Source organism: Lancefieldella parvula DSM 20469 (assembly GCF_000024225.1).
GTDB lineage: Bacteria > Actinomycetota > Coriobacteriia > Coriobacteriales > Atopobiaceae > Lancefieldella > Lancefieldella parvula.
Genome location: NC_013203.1, coordinates 46,410 through 62,916, shown reverse-complemented (window position 1 = coordinate 62,916; position 16,507 = coordinate 46,410). Strand labels below are relative to the sequence as shown.

General features: G+C 45.0%; 18 protein-coding genes. 10 read left to right on the top strand and 8 right to left on the bottom strand.

The genetic code is table 11. The features are described 5' to 3' along the window. Positions 1–100: 100 nt before the first annotated feature. From APAR_RS00320 to APAR_RS00300, 5 genes are all read right to left on the bottom strand, one after another. Positions 101–1,945, bottom strand: a complete 1,845-nt coding sequence (locus APAR_RS00320) for a hypothetical protein (protein WP_012808154.1) — start codon at positions 1,943–1,945, stop codon at positions 101–103. 2 nt (positions 1,946–1,947) lie between these two features. Continuing rightward, positions 1,948–3,192 carry an ABC transporter ATP-binding protein gene (locus APAR_RS00315; protein ID WP_012808153.1) on the bottom strand — a complete coding sequence of 415 codons (1,245 nt, stop codon included), beginning with the start codon at positions 3,190–3,192 and terminating at the stop codon, positions 1,948–1,950. A gap of 1 nt (position 3,193) precedes the next feature. Beyond that, positions 3,194–3,394, bottom strand: coding sequence for a type II toxin-antitoxin system antitoxin (locus APAR_RS00310; RefSeq protein WP_012808152.1), 201 nt, complete (start codon positions 3,392–3,394; stop codon positions 3,194–3,196). A 17-nt stretch (positions 3,395–3,411) separates the two neighbouring features. Further along, positions 3,412–4,398 (bottom strand): SPFH domain-containing protein, encoded by a 987-nt coding sequence (locus APAR_RS00305; RefSeq protein WP_012808151.1) that lies wholly within the window; start codon positions 4,396–4,398, stop codon positions 3,412–3,414. A gap of 516 nt (positions 4,399–4,914) precedes the next feature. Next, a complete protein-coding gene (locus tag APAR_RS00300; RefSeq protein WP_012808150.1) occupies positions 4,915–5,883 on the bottom strand; it encodes a lactate/malate family dehydrogenase in 969 nt (322 codons plus the stop codon). A gap of 170 nt (positions 5,884–6,053) precedes the next feature. Here APAR_RS00300 and rlmD point away from each other — a divergent pair, with 170 nt between their 5' ends. The 9 genes from rlmD to APAR_RS00255 all read left to right on the top strand — a co-directional run bounded on the left by rlmD (position 6,054) and on the right by APAR_RS00255 (position 12,710). Continuing rightward, the gene (gene rlmD, locus APAR_RS00295) at positions 6,054–7,301 is read left to right on the top strand and encodes a 23S rRNA (uracil(1939)-C(5))-methyltransferase RlmD (RefSeq protein WP_012808149.1); all 1,248 of its coding nucleotides are present in this window, start codon (positions 6,054–6,056) and stop codon (positions 7,299–7,301) included. 93 nt (positions 7,302–7,394) lie between these two features. Then, positions 7,395–7,616, top strand: a complete 222-nt coding sequence (locus APAR_RS00290; RefSeq protein WP_041654036.1) for a hypothetical protein — start codon at positions 7,395–7,397, stop codon at positions 7,614–7,616. A 274-nt stretch (positions 7,617–7,890) separates the two neighbouring features. Further along, positions 7,891–8,397: an EXLDI protein gene (locus APAR_RS00285; protein WP_012808148.1), complete on the top strand. Its 507-nt coding sequence runs from the start codon at positions 7,891–7,893 to the stop codon at positions 8,395–8,397. 169 nt (positions 8,398–8,566) lie between these two features. After that, positions 8,567–9,322 (top strand): alpha/beta fold hydrolase, encoded by a 756-nt coding sequence (locus APAR_RS00280; RefSeq protein WP_012808147.1) that lies wholly within the window; start codon positions 8,567–8,569, stop codon positions 9,320–9,322. 80 nt (positions 9,323–9,402) lie between these two features. Beyond that, positions 9,403–10,011 (top strand): L-2-amino-thiazoline-4-carboxylic acid hydrolase, encoded by a 609-nt coding sequence (locus APAR_RS00275; RefSeq protein ID WP_012808146.1) that lies wholly within the window; start codon positions 9,403–9,405, stop codon positions 10,009–10,011. Between the two features lie 89 nt (positions 10,012–10,100). After that, positions 10,101–11,090, top strand: a complete 990-nt coding sequence (locus APAR_RS00270; RefSeq protein WP_012808145.1) for a CPBP family intramembrane glutamic endopeptidase — start codon at positions 10,101–10,103, stop codon at positions 11,088–11,090. Positions 11,091–11,170: 80 nt separating this feature from the next. Next, on the top strand, positions 11,171–11,638 hold the full coding sequence (locus APAR_RS00265; protein ID WP_245526050.1) for an HIT family protein: 468 nt from the start codon (positions 11,171–11,173) through the stop codon (positions 11,636–11,638). Between the two features lie 36 nt (positions 11,639–11,674). Continuing rightward, positions 11,675–12,307 (top strand): GyrI-like domain-containing protein, encoded by a 633-nt coding sequence (locus APAR_RS00260; RefSeq protein ID WP_012808143.1) that lies wholly within the window; start codon positions 11,675–11,677, stop codon positions 12,305–12,307. 139 nt (positions 12,308–12,446) lie between these two features. After that, the gene (locus APAR_RS00255) at positions 12,447–12,710 is read left to right on the top strand and encodes a SemiSWEET family transporter (protein WP_012808142.1); all 264 of its coding nucleotides are present in this window, start codon (positions 12,447–12,449) and stop codon (positions 12,708–12,710) included. Positions 12,711–12,852: 142 nt separating this feature from the next. Here APAR_RS00255 and APAR_RS00250 read toward each other — a convergent pair whose 3' ends face one another. Genes APAR_RS00250 through APAR_RS00240 form a run of 3 tightly spaced genes read right to left on the bottom strand, consistent with a single transcriptional unit; the run spans position 12,853 to position 15,141 of the window. Further along, positions 12,853–13,515: a tRNA (cytidine(34)-2'-O)-methyltransferase gene (locus APAR_RS00250; protein WP_012808141.1), complete on the bottom strand. Its 663-nt coding sequence runs from the start codon at positions 13,513–13,515 to the stop codon at positions 12,853–12,855. Between the two features lie 14 nt (positions 13,516–13,529). Then, the gene (locus APAR_RS00245; RefSeq protein ID WP_012808140.1) at positions 13,530–14,525 is read right to left on the bottom strand and encodes an inorganic phosphate transporter; all 996 of its coding nucleotides are present in this window, start codon (positions 14,523–14,525) and stop codon (positions 13,530–13,532) included. After that, a complete protein-coding gene (locus APAR_RS00240) occupies positions 14,518–15,141 on the bottom strand; it encodes a DUF47 domain-containing protein (protein WP_012808139.1) in 624 nt (207 codons plus the stop codon). Before APAR_RS00240 ends, APAR_RS00245 begins: the two co-directional genes overlap by 8 nt. Before the next feature lie 409 nt (positions 15,142–15,550). Between APAR_RS00240 and APAR_RS00230 the strand changes: the two genes are divergently transcribed. Continuing rightward, the gene (locus APAR_RS00230) at positions 15,551–16,402 is read left to right on the top strand and encodes an SDR family NAD(P)-dependent oxidoreductase (RefSeq protein WP_220093146.1); all 852 of its coding nucleotides are present in this window, start codon (positions 15,551–15,553) and stop codon (positions 16,400–16,402) included. Positions 16,403–16,507: the final 105 nt, after the last annotated feature.

Genomic DNA, 16,507 nt, shown 5'->3' with positions numbered 1-16,507 from the left:
AGTGGGTGTCTCAAAGTTTCTTCTTGACAGAAAAATTTACACTGTTACTGCAGGTAAATACCGTGAAATTGCACGGCGCTCCCTGTAAGAATTACAGAAGTTAAATTCTGACTCCTCGGTGAACGGTGTTGTTAAAGATGAGGGCGCCGATAACTGCATTCAACAGCGACAGCGTAACAAAAACAACATTTGGAAGTGTCTCGTTAACCATGCCCGTTGACGAGCTAAATGAATCGATAACCGGCAAAATCATCAGCATGAATGTTCCGCCAATAACAATCATCGAGCCCAATGTGCCAACGAGAGAAGAAACAGTAACTGAAAGGCTTCTCTTGGTGATATCAATAACAGAAGTCCAATCAAAGTTTGGTCGGCGAATATCAATAGCCAGACCAACATTAGCCACAAGAAATACAATGCAAAGCGGCAGAATAACGTTTCTCAACGCCGTTTCAATGGTAATGTGGCCGGGAATTAGGAAGAAAATCTGAGTCAGAATACTGAAGAATGCCACGTAGAGCATGTTAACGGCAATCTTTGCACCAAAAATCTGCCTTGAAGATACTGGCATGGTTGCCATCAACCAGTTTGAACGACCTTCCAGCGAGTATGAAATAGCAGCAGAGTTGGCAGCACAGAACATCGAGGTACCAAACCAGGTGGTTGCCATGCCAAAGATAGTTCTTGCTAGAGGTAGATATCGTGGAACCTCAGACGCAGGAACAAAATTGGCAACGATAGACGACGTATTAAAGAACAGAGAAATAAAGGCGAGAATAACCATCAGCAAGCATCCAAAAAGCATGTTCACAAAAACTGCTGGATATCCAATGATGGTCTGGATCTCTTTTCTAATCAGAGCAACAAAAGGTGACACAGACTTGGTGGAAATCTGTTTGGTAGTGAACTTTTTCTGAACCTTGTCCTCGCTTACTAGCGCATTAATACGATCATTAAAGCGAGAAATAATTGCCACGATTACTGCTGGAGCTCCAACGGAAACCAGGACAAATAGCAAGAAGCTGACAAAAGAACCAGACCTAAAGAAGTCGGCAATCCATAGTGATGGAAGATAAACCAGTCCAACAGAACTTGCTACGCTAAATACAGTGGCTTGAAAATTACCAGCTGCACCTGCAGAAAGCTTATCTGCATTGAAAGAAAGTGTAAAGATAAAGAACAGATAGGCAACCATAAATAAAAGGCCAAAAATGCCACCAATGACCATTCCTAAAGACTTGAAGTGCAACTTTGCTGCAAGAGCAGCAACAGCAAAAGCCAAAAGAATTGCAGCAGAAACTGCCAAGTTAGGTCCAAGAACGAGCGCAAACAAAGCACCGATCAAGCGCGGAATTGTGACTGCTTCAAAGGTAAAGTAGGCCAAAAAAACTGGCAGCATAATGGCAAAAGACCAAATACCTTCGGCAGCATACAGGGCGGCTACTCGAGAATAAATAATGGTGCTCTTTTTGATAGGAAGAGACATGATAAAGTCGTAATCCTTATACGCAAAAAGTACGCCATTAGCCTTTACAAATGTCAAAATAACACCTGGTAGAGCACCAAAAAGAATTCCTGCTAAAGGAAGTAATCTTGTGAAGCCGGCAAGAGCAACACCTGTGGATACGCCATAAATGTAAACCATCATGATGAGTGCACCGACAACTGCAAAAATACCGCCAACAATAGGCAGGGCATTTGCGCCAACCTTCTTCTCAAAATTCTTTCGAGCACCCATAACCTGAGTGGTCCAAATCATGGTAATCTGAACTTTAAGCAGCATCCAGAAAACTTTAAGGTTAGAAGGTAATTTAAGCTCAGAGCGATTAAGAACAGGAATCTGACCAGCACTTACCTGAGCCGGAATAAAAACATCTCCTGAAAGTGGCAGATTTTGCTCAGGCACATCGGGGCGCTGAGGAGCCTGTGGAACGTTGTTTGCCATGACTAGTTCTCCTTAGGGAAGGAAGGAGGAACTGGAGCGCCTGGAGGCACTGGTGCTCCAGGAGTAGTTGGCGCAGCAGGACCTGCAGATCCCGCTGGAGTTGCAGGCGCAGACGATGCTGCTGGAGCAGCCGGTGTTGCAGGTGCCACTGATGTGGCTGGAGCAGCTGGTGCGGCTGGAGTAGCGGGCACCGCAGGTGTAACCGGTGCTGTTGGTGCAACTGGAGCTGCGGGTGTAGTGGCTACAGGCGTACCTGGAATGACTGGTTGAACAGCTGCGCCATCCTTTGTGGTGGCCATGTCCTGAGCAATCTCGGCAGAAACGCCAGGAGCGCCAGCTTCAAGACCAAGGAAGACTTCCTCAAGAGAAGCATTGCCGCGAATCTCATCCGTTTTACCTGCAGCAAGAAGCTTGCCCTGACGAATAATTGCAATTTTATTGCAGAGTTTCTCGACAACCTCAAGAACATGTGACGAGAAGAACACTGCAGATCCACGATCAGCCAGCTCGTGTAGCATCTTCTTCAACTCGAAGCTTGCTGCTGGATCCAAGCCAACAAATGGCTCATCCAAAACAATGAGCTTTGGCTCGTGAAGTAGGGCGGAAATCAAAACTAGCTTCTGCTTCATACCATGAGAATAACTACCAATAGCATTTGACAGGGAATCGGTGATGCCCAGACGGTTAGCCATAGTAGTAATACGCTCAACGCGATTCTCCGCAGGAACGCCAAAGATGTCGCAGACGTAATTGAGATACTTGATGCCGCTCATGAACTCGTAAATGTCTGGGTTATCTGGGACGTAAGCAATGACCTGCTTTGTGCCAACAGGATCAACCAGTACATTCTTCGAGTCCACAAAAATGACGCCACCCTCAAATGGCTGAGCGCCAACGACAGACTTAATAAGCGTAGTTTTACCTGCGCCATTGTGGCCGATAAAACCGTAGATGTCGCCAGGCATAACGTCGATCGAAAGATCAGAAACAGCTACCTTTGAGCCGTATTTCTTGGTGAAGTGTTGAACGCTCAACACAGGAACTACCTCACCAGAAGCCGCTGGAGTGACACCCGCTGGAGCTGGCGTTGTTGATGCAACGGCAGCTGCAGGCGCAGTTGGTGTAGGCGCAGCTGGTACGGACACAGCTGGTGCAGGCGCGGCGGGAGACGCCGGCGCATCTGGTGCAGGTGCAGCGGGAGAAACGGGAGCGTTAGGAACAGGTGGCTGCGGAGTATTATCGGCCATGTTAGTTTCCTTCTTCCATCTTTTCTGTCTTGTTCATACAAGTGTTATTAGCTTTTGGAGAACGCTTTGCCCTTTTCAGGGCATCGCGCAAAATCCATTCTACCTGAGCGTTGGTTGAACGCATATCATCTTGTGCCCAACGCTCAACTGCCTCCCAGATTTCTGGAGCTACACGAAGCGGATATTGTTTGCGAGGTGCCATGGGTTTCTCGCCATGCTTTACTGCTGCAAAGAACCAGTGTTAAGCACAGGCTGAGCCTCAGACTCGCCGCAGAGAACAACCATAAGGTTAGAAGCCATAACGGCCTTACGGTCTTCATCAAACTCAACAACGCCATTCTCGGAAAGCTGAGTGAGAGCCATGTCAACCATGGAAACGGCACCCTCAACGATCTTCTTACGTGCGGCAATGATGGCCTCTGCCTGCTGGCGACGGAGCATTGCCTGTGCAATTTCAGGAGCATAAGAGAGATGTGTGAGACGGGCGTCGTCGACAGTAATACCGGCAACGGAAAGGTTGCGGCTCAACTCAGACTGAAGAGCCTCGGAGACTTCCTCGATGTTGGAACGCAAGGTAATTGCGGTATTAGACTCGGATTCATCCTCCATGTGGTCGTAGCTGTAAATGCTAGCGACGTGCCTAAGTGCAGTCTCTGCCTGCATAGCAACGTAGCTATCGTAATCATCCACATCGAAGAGAGCCTTTGCGGTATCGCTGACACGCCAAACAACTACCTCAGCAATCTCGATTGGATTGCCCATGCGATCATTAACCTTGAGGACATCGCCATTCAACGTGCGAGCACGAGTAGAAATGATAGAGGTGTGCACGTTTACGCTAGAAGTGTCTCCAACTGTGACAAGAGTGGAAAGGTTGCCTGCGGACAGAGTCTTAGCGTAGTAAGGATTTGCCCAGCGAAGGCCCTCGTCCTTAACGGTTCCGATGTACTTACCAAACAACACGCAAACCCTTGCCTGACCAGGCTGAAGACTAAACAAGCCGCTTGAAACAAACAAACCAGCAAAGAAGAAAACCAACGCACCAATAATGCTTGGGACCGATGGCTCCAGGCGAGGATTTCTATCTGCAGCTATAGCGCTAATCACAAAATTTGCCAAAAACAGGACTGCTATTACAAAAAGAGCAATAGCAATCAGCAAAAATAGCCAACCACTCTTGGATTTGATAATTTTTTCAGTGCTCATAGTATCTCCTTTGTGACAGTGAGCCTTCTGTTGGTATTATTGTGATATCACATTGATTGCAAGTCAATAGAAATTTTTATTTAAATGTTGTTTAAAAATCGCAGGTGATAGGGTGGTTTTACCAGTGCGTATCGGCACGCATGAAAGAGCCAGCTGGCTCGCAAGGCTTGGATTAAGAGCGCCTGATTTCTGCAAAGAATCTGTGAGTTTTGCCTAAAAACGTCAAAGAATCTGTAGATTTGCCTAATTTCTGCAAAGAATCTGTATCCAAAACACAGATTCTTTGCACTTTTTAGGCATGCAATCGGAAAATAACTGAGTGGTAACTAAAAGAGCCTCAGAAGCACAAAACACACCTCGGGAGAAGCCCCAAGGTGTGTTCGATGTGCAATATTACCTGGTCACAGTCATATGACTAGCGCTATAGATTGTATAGTCAGCGTAGTGGTACCGCAGCCTCAACAGTCGCGCAAAGCTCGCAGCACGCGCGGCATGTGGCGCGCGGCACGCGACACGCTAGTCAATGCGAGCGTCTACCTCAAGCCAGCCGAGCTGGTCGATGTTGCCCTTGACGTGCTCGCAAGACTTGCGCCATGCCTCAATCTCGGAGTCAGAGAGCTCGGGCACAAAGACCTTCTCGACACCATTAGCGCCGATGACTGCAGGAAGTGAAGAGTAGAAGCCAGAAACTCCATACACGTCAGTGAGTAACGTGGAAACTGGCGTAATCAACTTGGTGTCGTGAACAATAGCCTTGATGACCTCAACGGCACCGTTTGCAATAGAGTACTCGGTGCACTGCTTGCCGCTGTAAGTGACATAACCGCCCATGCGTCCAGCCTGCTCAAGCTCTGAAAGGTCAAAGGTCTTGCCTGTCTGAGCTGCAACTTCGTCGAGGGTGAGGCAGCCAATGGAAACATGCGACCAGCAGGCGAACATACCATTTCCATGCTCGCCAAGCATCCAAGCGTTGATGCAAGATGCTGGATAGCCGGTAGCGCCGGAAAGAGCGTGGCGGAGTCGAGCGGAGTCCAGCGTGGTACCGGAGCCAATAACCTTGTAAGGATCGGCGCCGGTCAGATACTGGAGCTCAGTGGTAACAACGTCGCAGGGATTTGCGATGTTGACCCAAACGCCATTGAAGCCAGCATCTGCAATACGCTTTGCAAACTTCTTGGCCTCGTCAGTGGTGACAAAGAGCTCGCCATCGCGGTTGCCTGCAGCAGCAGCTACATGACCAGCGGCATTAACAATAATGTCGCAGCCAGCAAGCTCCTCATACCGGTCATCAAGCTCAAAGACGCGAGCGGGGTGTGGATAAAATGGCATTGCGTCCAACAAATCGTTTACCTGAGCTTTACACAGAACCTCATTTGTATCGCTAATGTATAGCTCAGTAACAAGTCCCTGGTAAAGCAGGGCGTTTGCAACGTGTGCGCCAACATGATTAGCGCCGATAATACCAATCTTGCTGATGAGAGCCATAATCCACCCCTTTATCTCGCCCAAAATTACTGTGCTTGATAGCCTAACGGTTTTTTACATAAACCGGCAGCGATACAGAAAAACGAAACAGATTAGATACAACAATCCCCTCAACATGCCATGTAAGTCCGTAAACGGTATAGTAGTAACTCAAGATTTGGAGAGGAACTATGGGATACAAGACACCAACATGCTCTATTGCGCGTCGCTGCGGAGGCTGTGAATGGCTTTCGGTCCCCTATCCTATCCAACTTAAGCGTAAGCAGGCGCAAGTAGAGGAACTTCTCGCCCCGCTGGCAAGCATCAATAATGTAACCATTGAACCTATTCGTGGAATGGACGAGCCTCTGGCGTATCGCCACAAGGCAGCAACACCATTTGCGCCGGGCAAAGGTCGCACGGTTCGCTCCGGTTTTTATGCAAGTGGAACGCACCAGATCATTGCTTCAAAGGAATGCCTGGTAGAAGACGGTCGAGCACGCGCCATCCTCAACGACGTGGCATATCTTGCCGGCCAGTTCAACATCCATGCTTACCAAGAAGATCGCGGTAAGGGAGCGCTTCGTCATGCCGTAGTGCGCTGCGGATATGCCACCGATGATGTCATGTTAGTACTAGTGGTCAACGGCCAGCGATTGCCCCATGAGCAGGAGTTTATTGCCGCACTTCGCAAGGCACATCCCGAGCTGACCAGCATCTTCTTGAACGTCAACCAGAAGCGCACCAACGCAATCTTGGGGCGAGAAACCCGTCTGCTTTGGGGCTCAACTTCTATGAGTGACAAACTTCTGAACTGCACGTTTGAGATTGGCCCAACCAGTTTCTACCAGACCAACCCCCAGCAAACCGAGGCGCTCTATCAACTGGCCATCGATGGCGCGCTTGCTGGCTCCAAGCAGACTGGCGCTACGCTGACCGAAGCTTCCACTCAAACAGACGCTTCCGCACCGGCCAACAACCTGCGAATTCTTGACGCTTACTGCGGCACAGGAACCATTGGACTTTGCTTGGCGCACGTCGCCGAAGCTCAAGGCGTCAACCTTCTGCTCACTGGCGTTGACCAGGTTGAAAACAACATTCAGATGGCTCGCAGAAACGCTCGAAACAATAAACTTGAAGCTGAGTTTATCTGCGACGACGCCACTCGCTACATGCAAGCTCTGGCAAAAGACGGTCAGAACTTTGATGTCATTATTCTTGACCCACCTCGAGCGGGATCAACACCTGCCTTCCTCAAGGCAACTGCTCAGCTGGCCCAGAAGAAAATCGTGTACGTAAGCTGCAACGTTGTAACGCAGGCCAGAGACCTCAAGGTTCTTCTCGACAGCGGATTTGCTATTGAGCGCGTGACACCTGTGGACATGTTCCCTCACACCAAGCACGTTGAGTGCGTTGTGGTGCTGTCAAGAGCTAATTAGGTGAGTGCGTTTTAGGCTTCCATCGTTGCTACAAAAAGCCAATACCTGAAAATCCTTCATTAGTAGCTGCAAAACTACTAATGAAGGATAAATTTGCAGAAAAAGCTGCCAAGGAAACTTATTGGCAAGGAGCATGCCAATATCAGGGTGCTATCTACAAAGATGCTGAAAGAAAGAGAACAAATGCAAAATAGTGAGAAGGAAAAAGAGACACTTGAAAAAGAAACTAAACCAAAGGATTCTATCCTTGGTGCAATCAAGAAACTCAAAGAAGAATCTGCTGAAAAAACAGGAACAAAAACCGATAACAGGTAAAATGGAACTATAAAACAAACCAAGCAAAATAAGATTGCAGTAATAGGGGATGGTCGCAGAATCATCCTCTTTTTTTGTGCAAAAACGAAGAACTTTGTATATTGCATTTTGATATTAGGCCCCCAGTATCAGTGAAGAATCACAGTTTTCAACATCATAATGATGGAAAGAAAGTCTATCTTGACAAAGTATCTCTATATGATTATAACTATGTTCATAGTTATATAGATACTAAACTTCAGATACAAGTTGTAAAAAACAAGGAGGTATGGTTATGGCCACAAAAAATATTTATGTTGCAGAAGCAGACCTACACTTATTTGATGATGCTGCCAAGTACGCCGGAAGTGTTTCTGCCGCTGTGATACAGGCACTTCAGGACTTTCTAAGTATTCAACGCAACAAAAGCGAAGGATATGACAAGATTGAGTTAAACCTCTATGAAAAAGGGGTAAGAAGAAAGGTAATGTTCTATGGTATGAAGATTACTCGTGTAGAACGTCCGGCAGACGGTGGAATAAGGATTGACACGATTTATAAAACTGCAAAAGGGCAGTTTGCGGTGGCAACCAAGGTTCGTAAGGAACTTCCGAATTGGGCGCAAGGAAATCCACACGTATGGGAAAACCCGCAGTCTTGGTCATATGATTTTTGGAATCTGGGAGACAGAGTGTTAAACGTATATCCGGACATAGAGAGCCTAAAGGAGAAGGATGCGTATCTTGCCGAATGCTGCGAATCTTCTCTTTCGGAAAAGCCTTATGAGTTTTTGGATATTTAGATTAGGTAGAAATACTAGATTTATAGAACTATAACTAGCAAATAATGAGATACCTTTGTGTTTATATATCATATAAAAATTGTGTTCCCATCATAGTGACAACACACGTTGAGTGCGCCGTGGTACTTTCACGGGTTTAGATCAAAGTAACAAATTAAATTGAGCAGCCATGAAAATAATAGAGTTTGGAAAACAAAATAACGACGTAATCATGTTGCTCCATGGCGGCGGTTTATCTTGGTGGAATTATAAAGCCGAGGCTGAACTACTGAAGAATCGATATCACGTTGTGTTGCCAATTCTTGACGGACATGCAGGTAGTGACAATAATTTTATAAGCATCGAGAAAAACGCAAGTCGGCTCATTTCTTTTATTGATAAAGAATTTGGAGGCTCAGTTCTCCTTATTGGAGGACTGTCCCTTGGCGCGCAGATTTTAGTAGAAATGCTGACGCAACGAAACTCAATTTGCCAAAACGCTGTCATTGAAAGTGCATCTATCATTCCATCAAAATTGACAAATGCCTTGATCAAACCAATGTTTTCTCTAAGTTATGGCTTAGTGAAAAAGAAGTGCTTTGCTCAAATGCAATTTGACTATCTTCATATTCGTAAAGATTTATTTGAAGACTATTATCGGGATACGCCACAGATCTCAAAAGCGAACATGATTGCATTCTTGGAAGCAAATACATCCTATGAGCTGAAACCCGACTTTCATGATAACCGAGCCAAAGTCCATATACTTGTCGGAGAAAACGAACAGAAAAAGATGTTCTGTTCAGCAGAGCAATTGCATAAGGCACTGCCTGGCAGCATTCTTGAAATAAAGAAAGGTCTATATCATGGCGAGTATTCCATCAATTACCCAGAAGAGTACACAAAAGAACTTCTAGACATGATTAATGCTCAACAGCGTCCTTAACGTAAAATTTAAGCATACAATTATTAGCGTATTCTACTTGGCTTTTCATCAGGGCATTTCTACAAAATAGTGAGGCTCACATGAAAGTACATCAGCTCATCAAAGAAACATGCAAGATAGCAGCTGGAGATATCGGTAAAGTCAAAGCAAATCAAATTGCGCAGATAGCTCAGAAACGATACAAAGCCCTTTGTGCAGAAAACTCATCAGATTCCAAAGAGCTCCGTGCTCACTCTTATAAGCGCATTTATCCTGGTATCGCTGTATATGAAACTCTACGAGCAGAGGGCATCTCTCAAGAAAAAGCTGTCTGGTATATTCGAGAGTATTTCCAACGCTTTGCCGCTAAACGAGTTCCTCTGTTCCAATGGGTCATCAAAACGTTTGGTCTTGCACGCAAATTTCCTCGCCTCTTTAAATTAGGCGTCGAGAAAAGTTGTCCGCCAAGTGCAGGTTTTGCCTATGAATTTCCAGAAAGTCATGGCAACGAAGTGCGTATTAATATGGTCAAGTGCCCTTATTTTGAAATAACTAAGAAATACGGCTGTCCAGAAATAACCACTGCATACTGCGATAGCGACGACGCAGGATATGGCAACTTGCATCCGAAGCTTATCTGGGGTCGCACAAAAACCATAGGCCATGGTGGCGATTGTTGTGATTTTCTCTTAGAGTATAAAGAGAAATAATCGCAGGTAAATGTTATTTATCGTTACTATCGCTAGACTTTCGTCATTTTCATGACGTACTTTGAGGTATATTTGCTGGGAGTTTTTTTATGCAAGAAAATCGTATGTTTTCCGACGTCAAACTAGCAAAGAGACTAACTCCGGCTTGGCTCAGTCCATTTTTTGCTGCTCTGTTGATAGTTGCTGGACAAATTGTTGGCGCTATTGTGCTAGCTGTATCAGCAGCCCTTCTCGCTGTCCCCTACTTCTTGAACAATCCTCAAATCGCAAACAAACTTTCAAGTCCTACTATCCTGCAAGAGCTTCTAGGAGATTACTATCTTCTGCTCTCACTCTTTTCCTTTATTTTTATTGCGGGTCTCTTTTTACTATGGGTTAAGTTCTTTGAACAGCGTCCGATTGTTACTCTGGGATTTTATAAAGATAACTGGAAGAAAGAGCTTCTCAAGGGCTTTGGCTTGGGACTTCTTCTCTTTTCTATTTTAATGTTGATTCTAATTTTGTCCGGATCCTATCAATTTGTTGGCGCTACTTTTACGCCTTATGCCTTCGGTTTTGTTCTTATCACCATTCCTTTTTGGTTGATTCAAGGTGGAACAGAAGAACTTATTACCAGAGGCTGGCTTCTTCCTGTCATGGCAGAAAAATCCAACAAAATTATTGCAATCGTAGTCTCAAGCAGTCTATTTGGCCTTCTTCATATCTTTAACAGTGGCTTTACCATGTTTTCTCTATTCAATTTGATTCTCTTTGGCGTCTTAGAAACGTTCTATATCATCAAAACCGACAATCTTTGGGGAACTGCTGGCATTCATGGAGCTTGGAACTTTGCCCAAGGCAATCTTTTTGGCGTCCTGGTAAGCGGAAGTGCGGCAGGTAGTTCTTTGCTGCGGTTTATTCCTGACAATGGGCAGGAATGGCTTACCGGCGGCAATTTTGGCGCAGAGGGTTCCGCTGCTTGTACGCTTGTAATGCTGATAACTATCCTGATTCTTGCCTATCAGCTTAAAAAATCTGACAAACTATTTGTAAAGAAATCTGCCGAGAAACTCGCTGAGCCCACAAGTGTTGACTTGTAACTTTTATACTTCGTTGAATTTCAATATCTATTTTCCAAAGGAAGAACTAAAAAATGTGTTTGATTTGCGACCGAATTCAGATGATTAAAGAAGGAAATAATCCTTATTTTGTCAAAGAATTAGAAACAGGTTACGTTGTTTTAGGAGATAACCAGCACTTTAAGGGATACACAATTTTTTTATGTAAGCAACATGCATCAGAACTTCATGAGCTGAACACAGACTTTAAACTAAAGTTTCTTGAAGAGATGTCTCTTGTTGGGGAAGCGGTATCGCACGCATTCCCTTGCGAGAAAATGAACTACGAGCTACTTGGCAACGGAGATTCCCATCTTCACTGGCATTTGTTCCCTAGGGTTGCCGGAGACCTAGAGGAATACGGTCATAATGGCAAAGGTCCTGTCTGGTGGTATCCCATGGAAAAGATGTATGACAACTCCACCTGTCCTTCTCCAGAGGAATTAGAAACACTGAAGTCAAAACTTTCAATTGAACTTACTAAGGTACTTTCATCTACAGAAGAGAATCAAGGTAACCAGATACAATAGGATTTCGCTAAACTATCGCAAAGGAAGCTGAGACTGATGGCATTTGATTTCAAAAAGGAATTTAAAGAGCTGTATGCCCCAAAAAATAAACCAAGCATAGTAAAAGTTCCACGTATCAACTATCTTGCGGTAAGAGGATTTGGAGATCCCAACGTAGAAGATGGTGAATATAAACAGTCAATAGGTCTGCTTTACGGCGTTGCTTATGCCATCAAAATGAGCAAAAAGAGTACACATCATATTGAAGGATATTTTGATTTTGTTGTTCCTCCATTAGAGGGCTTCTGGTGGCAAGAGGATACTCAGGGCGTTGATTACGCACATAAAGAAAACTTCAAGTGGATTTCAGTTATTCGCCTACCTGACTTTGTTACCAAAGAGGATTTTGATTGGTCCGTTGCTGAAGCAACTAAGAAAAAGAAGCTAGATTTTTCTAAGGTAGAGTTCTTTACCTATGATGAAGGTCTCTGTGTACAGTGCATGCATATTGGACCCTATAATAGTGAACCCGAAACTGTTTCTCTTATGCATGAATATATGGAGAGCCAGGGATACGTTTTAGACATCACTGCTGAGCGCATGCATCATGAAGTTTATCTGAGCGATGTACGTAAAATAGCTCCAGAGAAACTAAAGACTGTCATCAGACATCCAATCAGAGAGGTCTAATGAACTTCTTTGCTCTAGCCATAAATCTGTAAACCAATCTTCACAACTAAAGCAATAACATTAAATTCTAATTTCACGGATAGTGTAACTTTTTCATCATCTCCTCCTCCCTATTAAAATAACGAAGGAGGAGGTGTTTATGACAAAGAAACAGATCAATCTATTTGTAGGCTCTATCGGAGCTTTTATCGGAGTATTTGTTTTTATCGCTTATATTCCACAAATTATTGCAAATCTACAGGGCGTAAAGGCTCAACCTTTTCAACCACTATTTGCAGCAGTTTCTTGTCTAATTTGGGTCATCTATGGTTGGACTAAAGAGCCCAAAAAGGACTGGATTCTTATTATTCCAAATACTGCTGGTGTAATTTTGGGCGGTTTGACGTTCCTTACTGCTTTATAGTAATTAAACAACAACTTTTAATTTAGAAATCCGACAGCATCTAATAGTGCTGTCGGATTTTAATTAACACGCGTCTTACCTCTGTAACCATTCTTGACGCTTTTCTCATTACGCTTCGTAAACAAACTCAATAAGCTGGTTCTTAGACATCCATTCCAGGAAAACCAATTTGCCTTAGGGCTTCATACAGCACAATGGCGGCCGCATTTGAGACGTTGAGTGCGCTGACCGAGAACTCATTGGGGTCAATAAAGTTTCCGCAAATATCCTGCTGTAAAAGCACAGGATGAGAGTACTGACCCCCACCGTCAAGTGCGTCGTGCTTCTGGCTCCAGTCTTCACGGTTAACTAGACTGACAGAGTCTTGCAACATCGGAATTCTCTCGCACTCGTCTGCATGCTTAGCGAGAAGTTCCTCGGATAGCCCCAGGCTTTCTTTGCCAAAGATGAGATAATCGCCATCACGATATGTTGCCTGCGTATACGTCTTCTTAGCTTTTTTGGTAAGAAAGTGTAGGTGAGGTTTATCTACTGCATCGATACCAACGTCGTGTGCAAAAACGCCTTCTGGTGTGGTAGACGTATCAGCTAAACCGTTCTTCTCTATAAATTGATTCCAATTGTCGTAAACAGAAACGTTAAGACTTTTCCAATATGCCATACCTGCACGTTTGAGGCTTTTATCATCAAGCGAGAAACCCAACGGACCCACTAGATGAAGATGTGTACCACTTACGACACAGGTGCGACCAATATTGCCAGTATTGGCAGGAATCTCTGGCTCTACTAATACAAGATTAAACATTGCTGACCTTGCCGTTATGCCAAAACAAAGCTGGTCAAAAAAGCAATAAGTCCACCGAGAGCCATAGTAGCTGGCAAGGTAATAAACCATGCAGCAATAATCTTTCGTGCCACTCCCCAACGGACAGAACTACGTCGACGAGCAGATCCAGCACCCATAATAGAAGTTGTAATGACCTGCGTAGTAGAAACAGGCGCACCCATAGCAGTCATAAGCTCAATAGCAACCGTAGAACTTGCCTCCGCAACAAACCCAATAACTGGAGTGAGCTTAGTTACGCCATCGCCAACGGTACGCATAATGCGGCCACCACCGATAGAAGTACCCAGAGCCATAGTTGTTGCGCAAAGCAACTTAACCCACAAAGGGATGCCCATAGATGGATCATGAAGACCAGCGGTTACCAGCGCAAGGGTAATAATACCCATGGTTTTCTGAGCATCGTTGTTACCATGACTGTAAGCCATAAATGCAGCCGAGAGAACCTGAAGACGGTGGAACAGACCGTGTGCTTTCTTGGGCGGCCAATCGGCAAAGAGCTCAAAGACAAGCTTCATAATAAAGTAACCAAGAGCCATACCAATAAGGGGTGAAGTAAATAGAGGAATAACAACTTTCTCTAAAACGCCCTCCCACATAATATGGTTTGTAGTTCTTGTAAATATAATGGTTGCACCAATTAAACTACCAATTAAAGCATGTGAGGAAGAACTAGGAATTGAAAACCACCAGGTAAACAAGTCCCAAACAATAGCTCCCACCAATGCAGCAAAAACAACATACAGTTGCAATTGAATATCGACAAGACCAGACGCAATAGTCATAGCCACTTTCTCGCTCATCAAAGCACCAATAAAATTCATGGTTGCCGACATCAAAATAGCAACGCGCAACGGCAGAGCTTTGGTATACACCGTGGTAGCAATTGCGTTAGCGGTATCATGAAAGCCATTAATAAACTCAAAAACAACTGCGGCGATAAGAACCGCAATAAGCAAAATACTAACCATTTTTCACAATGACATTCTGTACGGCATTTGCAACATGCTTAGTAGCATCAAGCGTGGACTCAAGTCTATCCATCAAACTCTTCCACTTAATAACCTCAATAGGATCAGTGACATTTCTAAAAATTGTACTTAGAGCATTGCGATACACTACATCACCCTGATCCTCATATCCATTAGTTGCGCGCGTGTGCTCAATAACAGAATCGTCCTTATGATAATCAGGAAGACGATCAAAAGCTTTTTGAAGTTCTTCTGAAGCAAATAAAATAAGATGCGCCATCTGACCTGCTTCTGGACGCATCTCAGAAATATCATACATATCAATATGTGCGGTAACGCCTTCTATGCCATCAACAATCTCATCCATAAGAAGAGCCAACTCAGAAATGTCTTCACGATCAAAAGGCGTAATAAAAGAAGTATTAAGAGTAGAAATAATCTTTCCTACTTGATCATCACAGAGTGACTCGTAATTGGTAATCTGTGCTGCAAGATCTTCATCGTCAGGAAAATTCTCAATAAATGAAACAAATAATTTTGCAGCTGAAACGGTTAAAACGCTAAACTCAGAAAACATGCTAAAAAATGCATCTTCTCTACGAGAAACACGACTCATATGACGCCCTTCACTCGGACAATTTATTACATACACAGACATAATTAGTATAGTCCTTTAGGGTGCGTATGCTGGAGATAATGATAATTTCAGGCTCTCTATAAAGAGCGTATCGTCCATAATAAGATACAAACTAGGAAGGGAAAATTATGCGAGAAAAACTGTTTGAATACGTCGCAAATCAATACGATATAGACCCTGACTATCCCTTCTCGACAGCCGCTGGGCAACCATGCTCATACTGGGGATATTGCTGGTCATAATGGGCGTGTTCTGCTTCGCCCACCCAGTTGTCTTGGCTGTCACAACCGGTGTGGTTGTGGGCTTCTCTATTTTGGCAACGGGGATCAACATGGTCTCCTTGGCAACCTATATTTAAGGGTATAGGTTGCCTGTATAGGACCCTTGTGTGAGGAAGAGTATCCTTCTAGGTAACCTCGAGTGTACTTTGAGTGCGACCGAGGGGCTTGTTCAAAGGCGGTCATTTGTGGGTAAAACGGCTTTGGTTACGGGAGCGTCAAGCGGTCTTGGCCTTGAGTTCTCAAAGATCTTTGCGGAGAACGGCTACGACCTTGTAGTTGTCGCAAGAAATGAGGGTAGGCTCTATCAGCTCAAAGGCGACCTTGAAGAGACATATGGCATCACGGTCTGGGTCTGTGCCTCGGATCTCTCTCGGGAAGGTGCAGCCCTCGATGTCTTTGATTTTTGTATGGAAGAAGGCATCGCCATAGACTGCCTTGTCAACAATGCGGGTTTTGGGGACCAAGGCGACTTTTCAAATGCAGACTGGCAAAGGCAACACGACATGGCCCAGGTCAACATGGTGGCTCTGATGCAGATGACCAAATGCTTCATTAAGCCGATGCTTGAGCGGGGTGGCGGCAAGATATTGAACATCTCGTCCGTGGCGGCTTTTTCGGCAGGGCCGAAAATGTCTGTGTATTACGCGTCCAAAGCGTTCGTCCGCAGCTTTTCCGAAGCGGTCTCCGAGGAGGTGAGGGGAAGCGGCGTTACCGTAACCGCCCTCTGCCTCGGTCCTGCCGCCACGGGATTCGAAAAGGCAGCGGGGCTGGAGGCCTCCAAAATGTTCACCTTCTTCAGGCCTGCTTCAGCAAGGGATGTGGTCCTCTCCGGATATCGCGCGATGATGCGTGGGGTCACCTTAAGATACTACGGGGCCCCCACGAAGCTCATGAATATCGGCTCCCGTCTTGTTCCCCGCATCGTGGCAAGAAAGTTCGCAAAATACGTAAACGGATAGATATAGAACCTTTGGATAGACGGCCTTTGGCGATATAGTACAAGTCTCGGTATCAGCCTATAAGTCTCGGTATCAGCCGCACAGAAGTCAGATACGGTATAAGCA

Excerpts from the sequence above, each read along its gene's own strand:
- APAR_RS00320 (WP_012808154.1), bottom strand. The coding sequence starts at position 1,945 with ATGGCAAACAACGTTCCACAGGCTCCTCAGCGCCCCGATGTGCCTGAG.
- APAR_RS00315 (WP_012808153.1), bottom strand. The coding sequence starts at position 3,192 with ATGGCCGATAATACTCCGCAGCCACCTGTTCCTAACGCTCCCGTTTCT.
- APAR_RS00310 (WP_012808152.1), bottom strand. The coding sequence starts at position 3,394 with ATGGCACCTCGCAAACAATATCCGCTTCGTGTAGCTCCAGAAATCTGG.
- APAR_RS00305 (WP_012808151.1), bottom strand. The coding sequence starts at position 4,398 with ATGAGCACTGAAAAAATTATCAAATCCAAGAGTGGTTGGCTATTTTTG.
- APAR_RS00300 (WP_012808150.1), bottom strand. The coding sequence starts at position 5,883 with ATGGCTCTCATCAGCAAGATTGGTATTATCGGCGCTAATCATGTTGGC.
- rlmD (WP_012808149.1), top strand. The coding sequence starts at position 6,054 with ATGGGATACAAGACACCAACATGCTCTATTGCGCGTCGCTGCGGAGGC.
- APAR_RS00285 (WP_012808148.1), top strand. The coding sequence starts at position 7,891 with ATGGCCACAAAAAATATTTATGTTGCAGAAGCAGACCTACACTTATTT.
- APAR_RS00280 (WP_012808147.1), top strand. The coding sequence starts at position 8,567 with ATGAAAATAATAGAGTTTGGAAAACAAAATAACGACGTAATCATGTTG.
- APAR_RS00275 (WP_012808146.1), top strand. The coding sequence starts at position 9,403 with ATGAAAGTACATCAGCTCATCAAAGAAACATGCAAGATAGCAGCTGGA.
- APAR_RS00270 (WP_012808145.1), top strand. The coding sequence starts at position 10,101 with ATGCAAGAAAATCGTATGTTTTCCGACGTCAAACTAGCAAAGAGACTA.
- APAR_RS00265 (WP_245526050.1), top strand. The coding sequence starts at position 11,171 with ATGATTAAAGAAGGAAATAATCCTTATTTTGTCAAAGAATTAGAAACA.
- APAR_RS00260 (WP_012808143.1), top strand. The coding sequence starts at position 11,675 with ATGGCATTTGATTTCAAAAAGGAATTTAAAGAGCTGTATGCCCCAAAA.
- APAR_RS00255 (WP_012808142.1), top strand. The coding sequence starts at position 12,447 with ATGACAAAGAAACAGATCAATCTATTTGTAGGCTCTATCGGAGCTTTT.
- APAR_RS00250 (WP_012808141.1), bottom strand. The coding sequence starts at position 13,515 with ATGTTTAATCTTGTATTAGTAGAGCCAGAGATTCCTGCCAATACTGGC.
- APAR_RS00245 (WP_012808140.1), bottom strand. The coding sequence starts at position 14,525 with ATGGTTAGTATTTTGCTTATTGCGGTTCTTATCGCCGCAGTTGTTTTT.
- APAR_RS00240 (WP_012808139.1), bottom strand. The coding sequence starts at position 15,141 with ATGAGTCGTGTTTCTCGTAGAGAAGATGCATTTTTTAGCATGTTTTCT.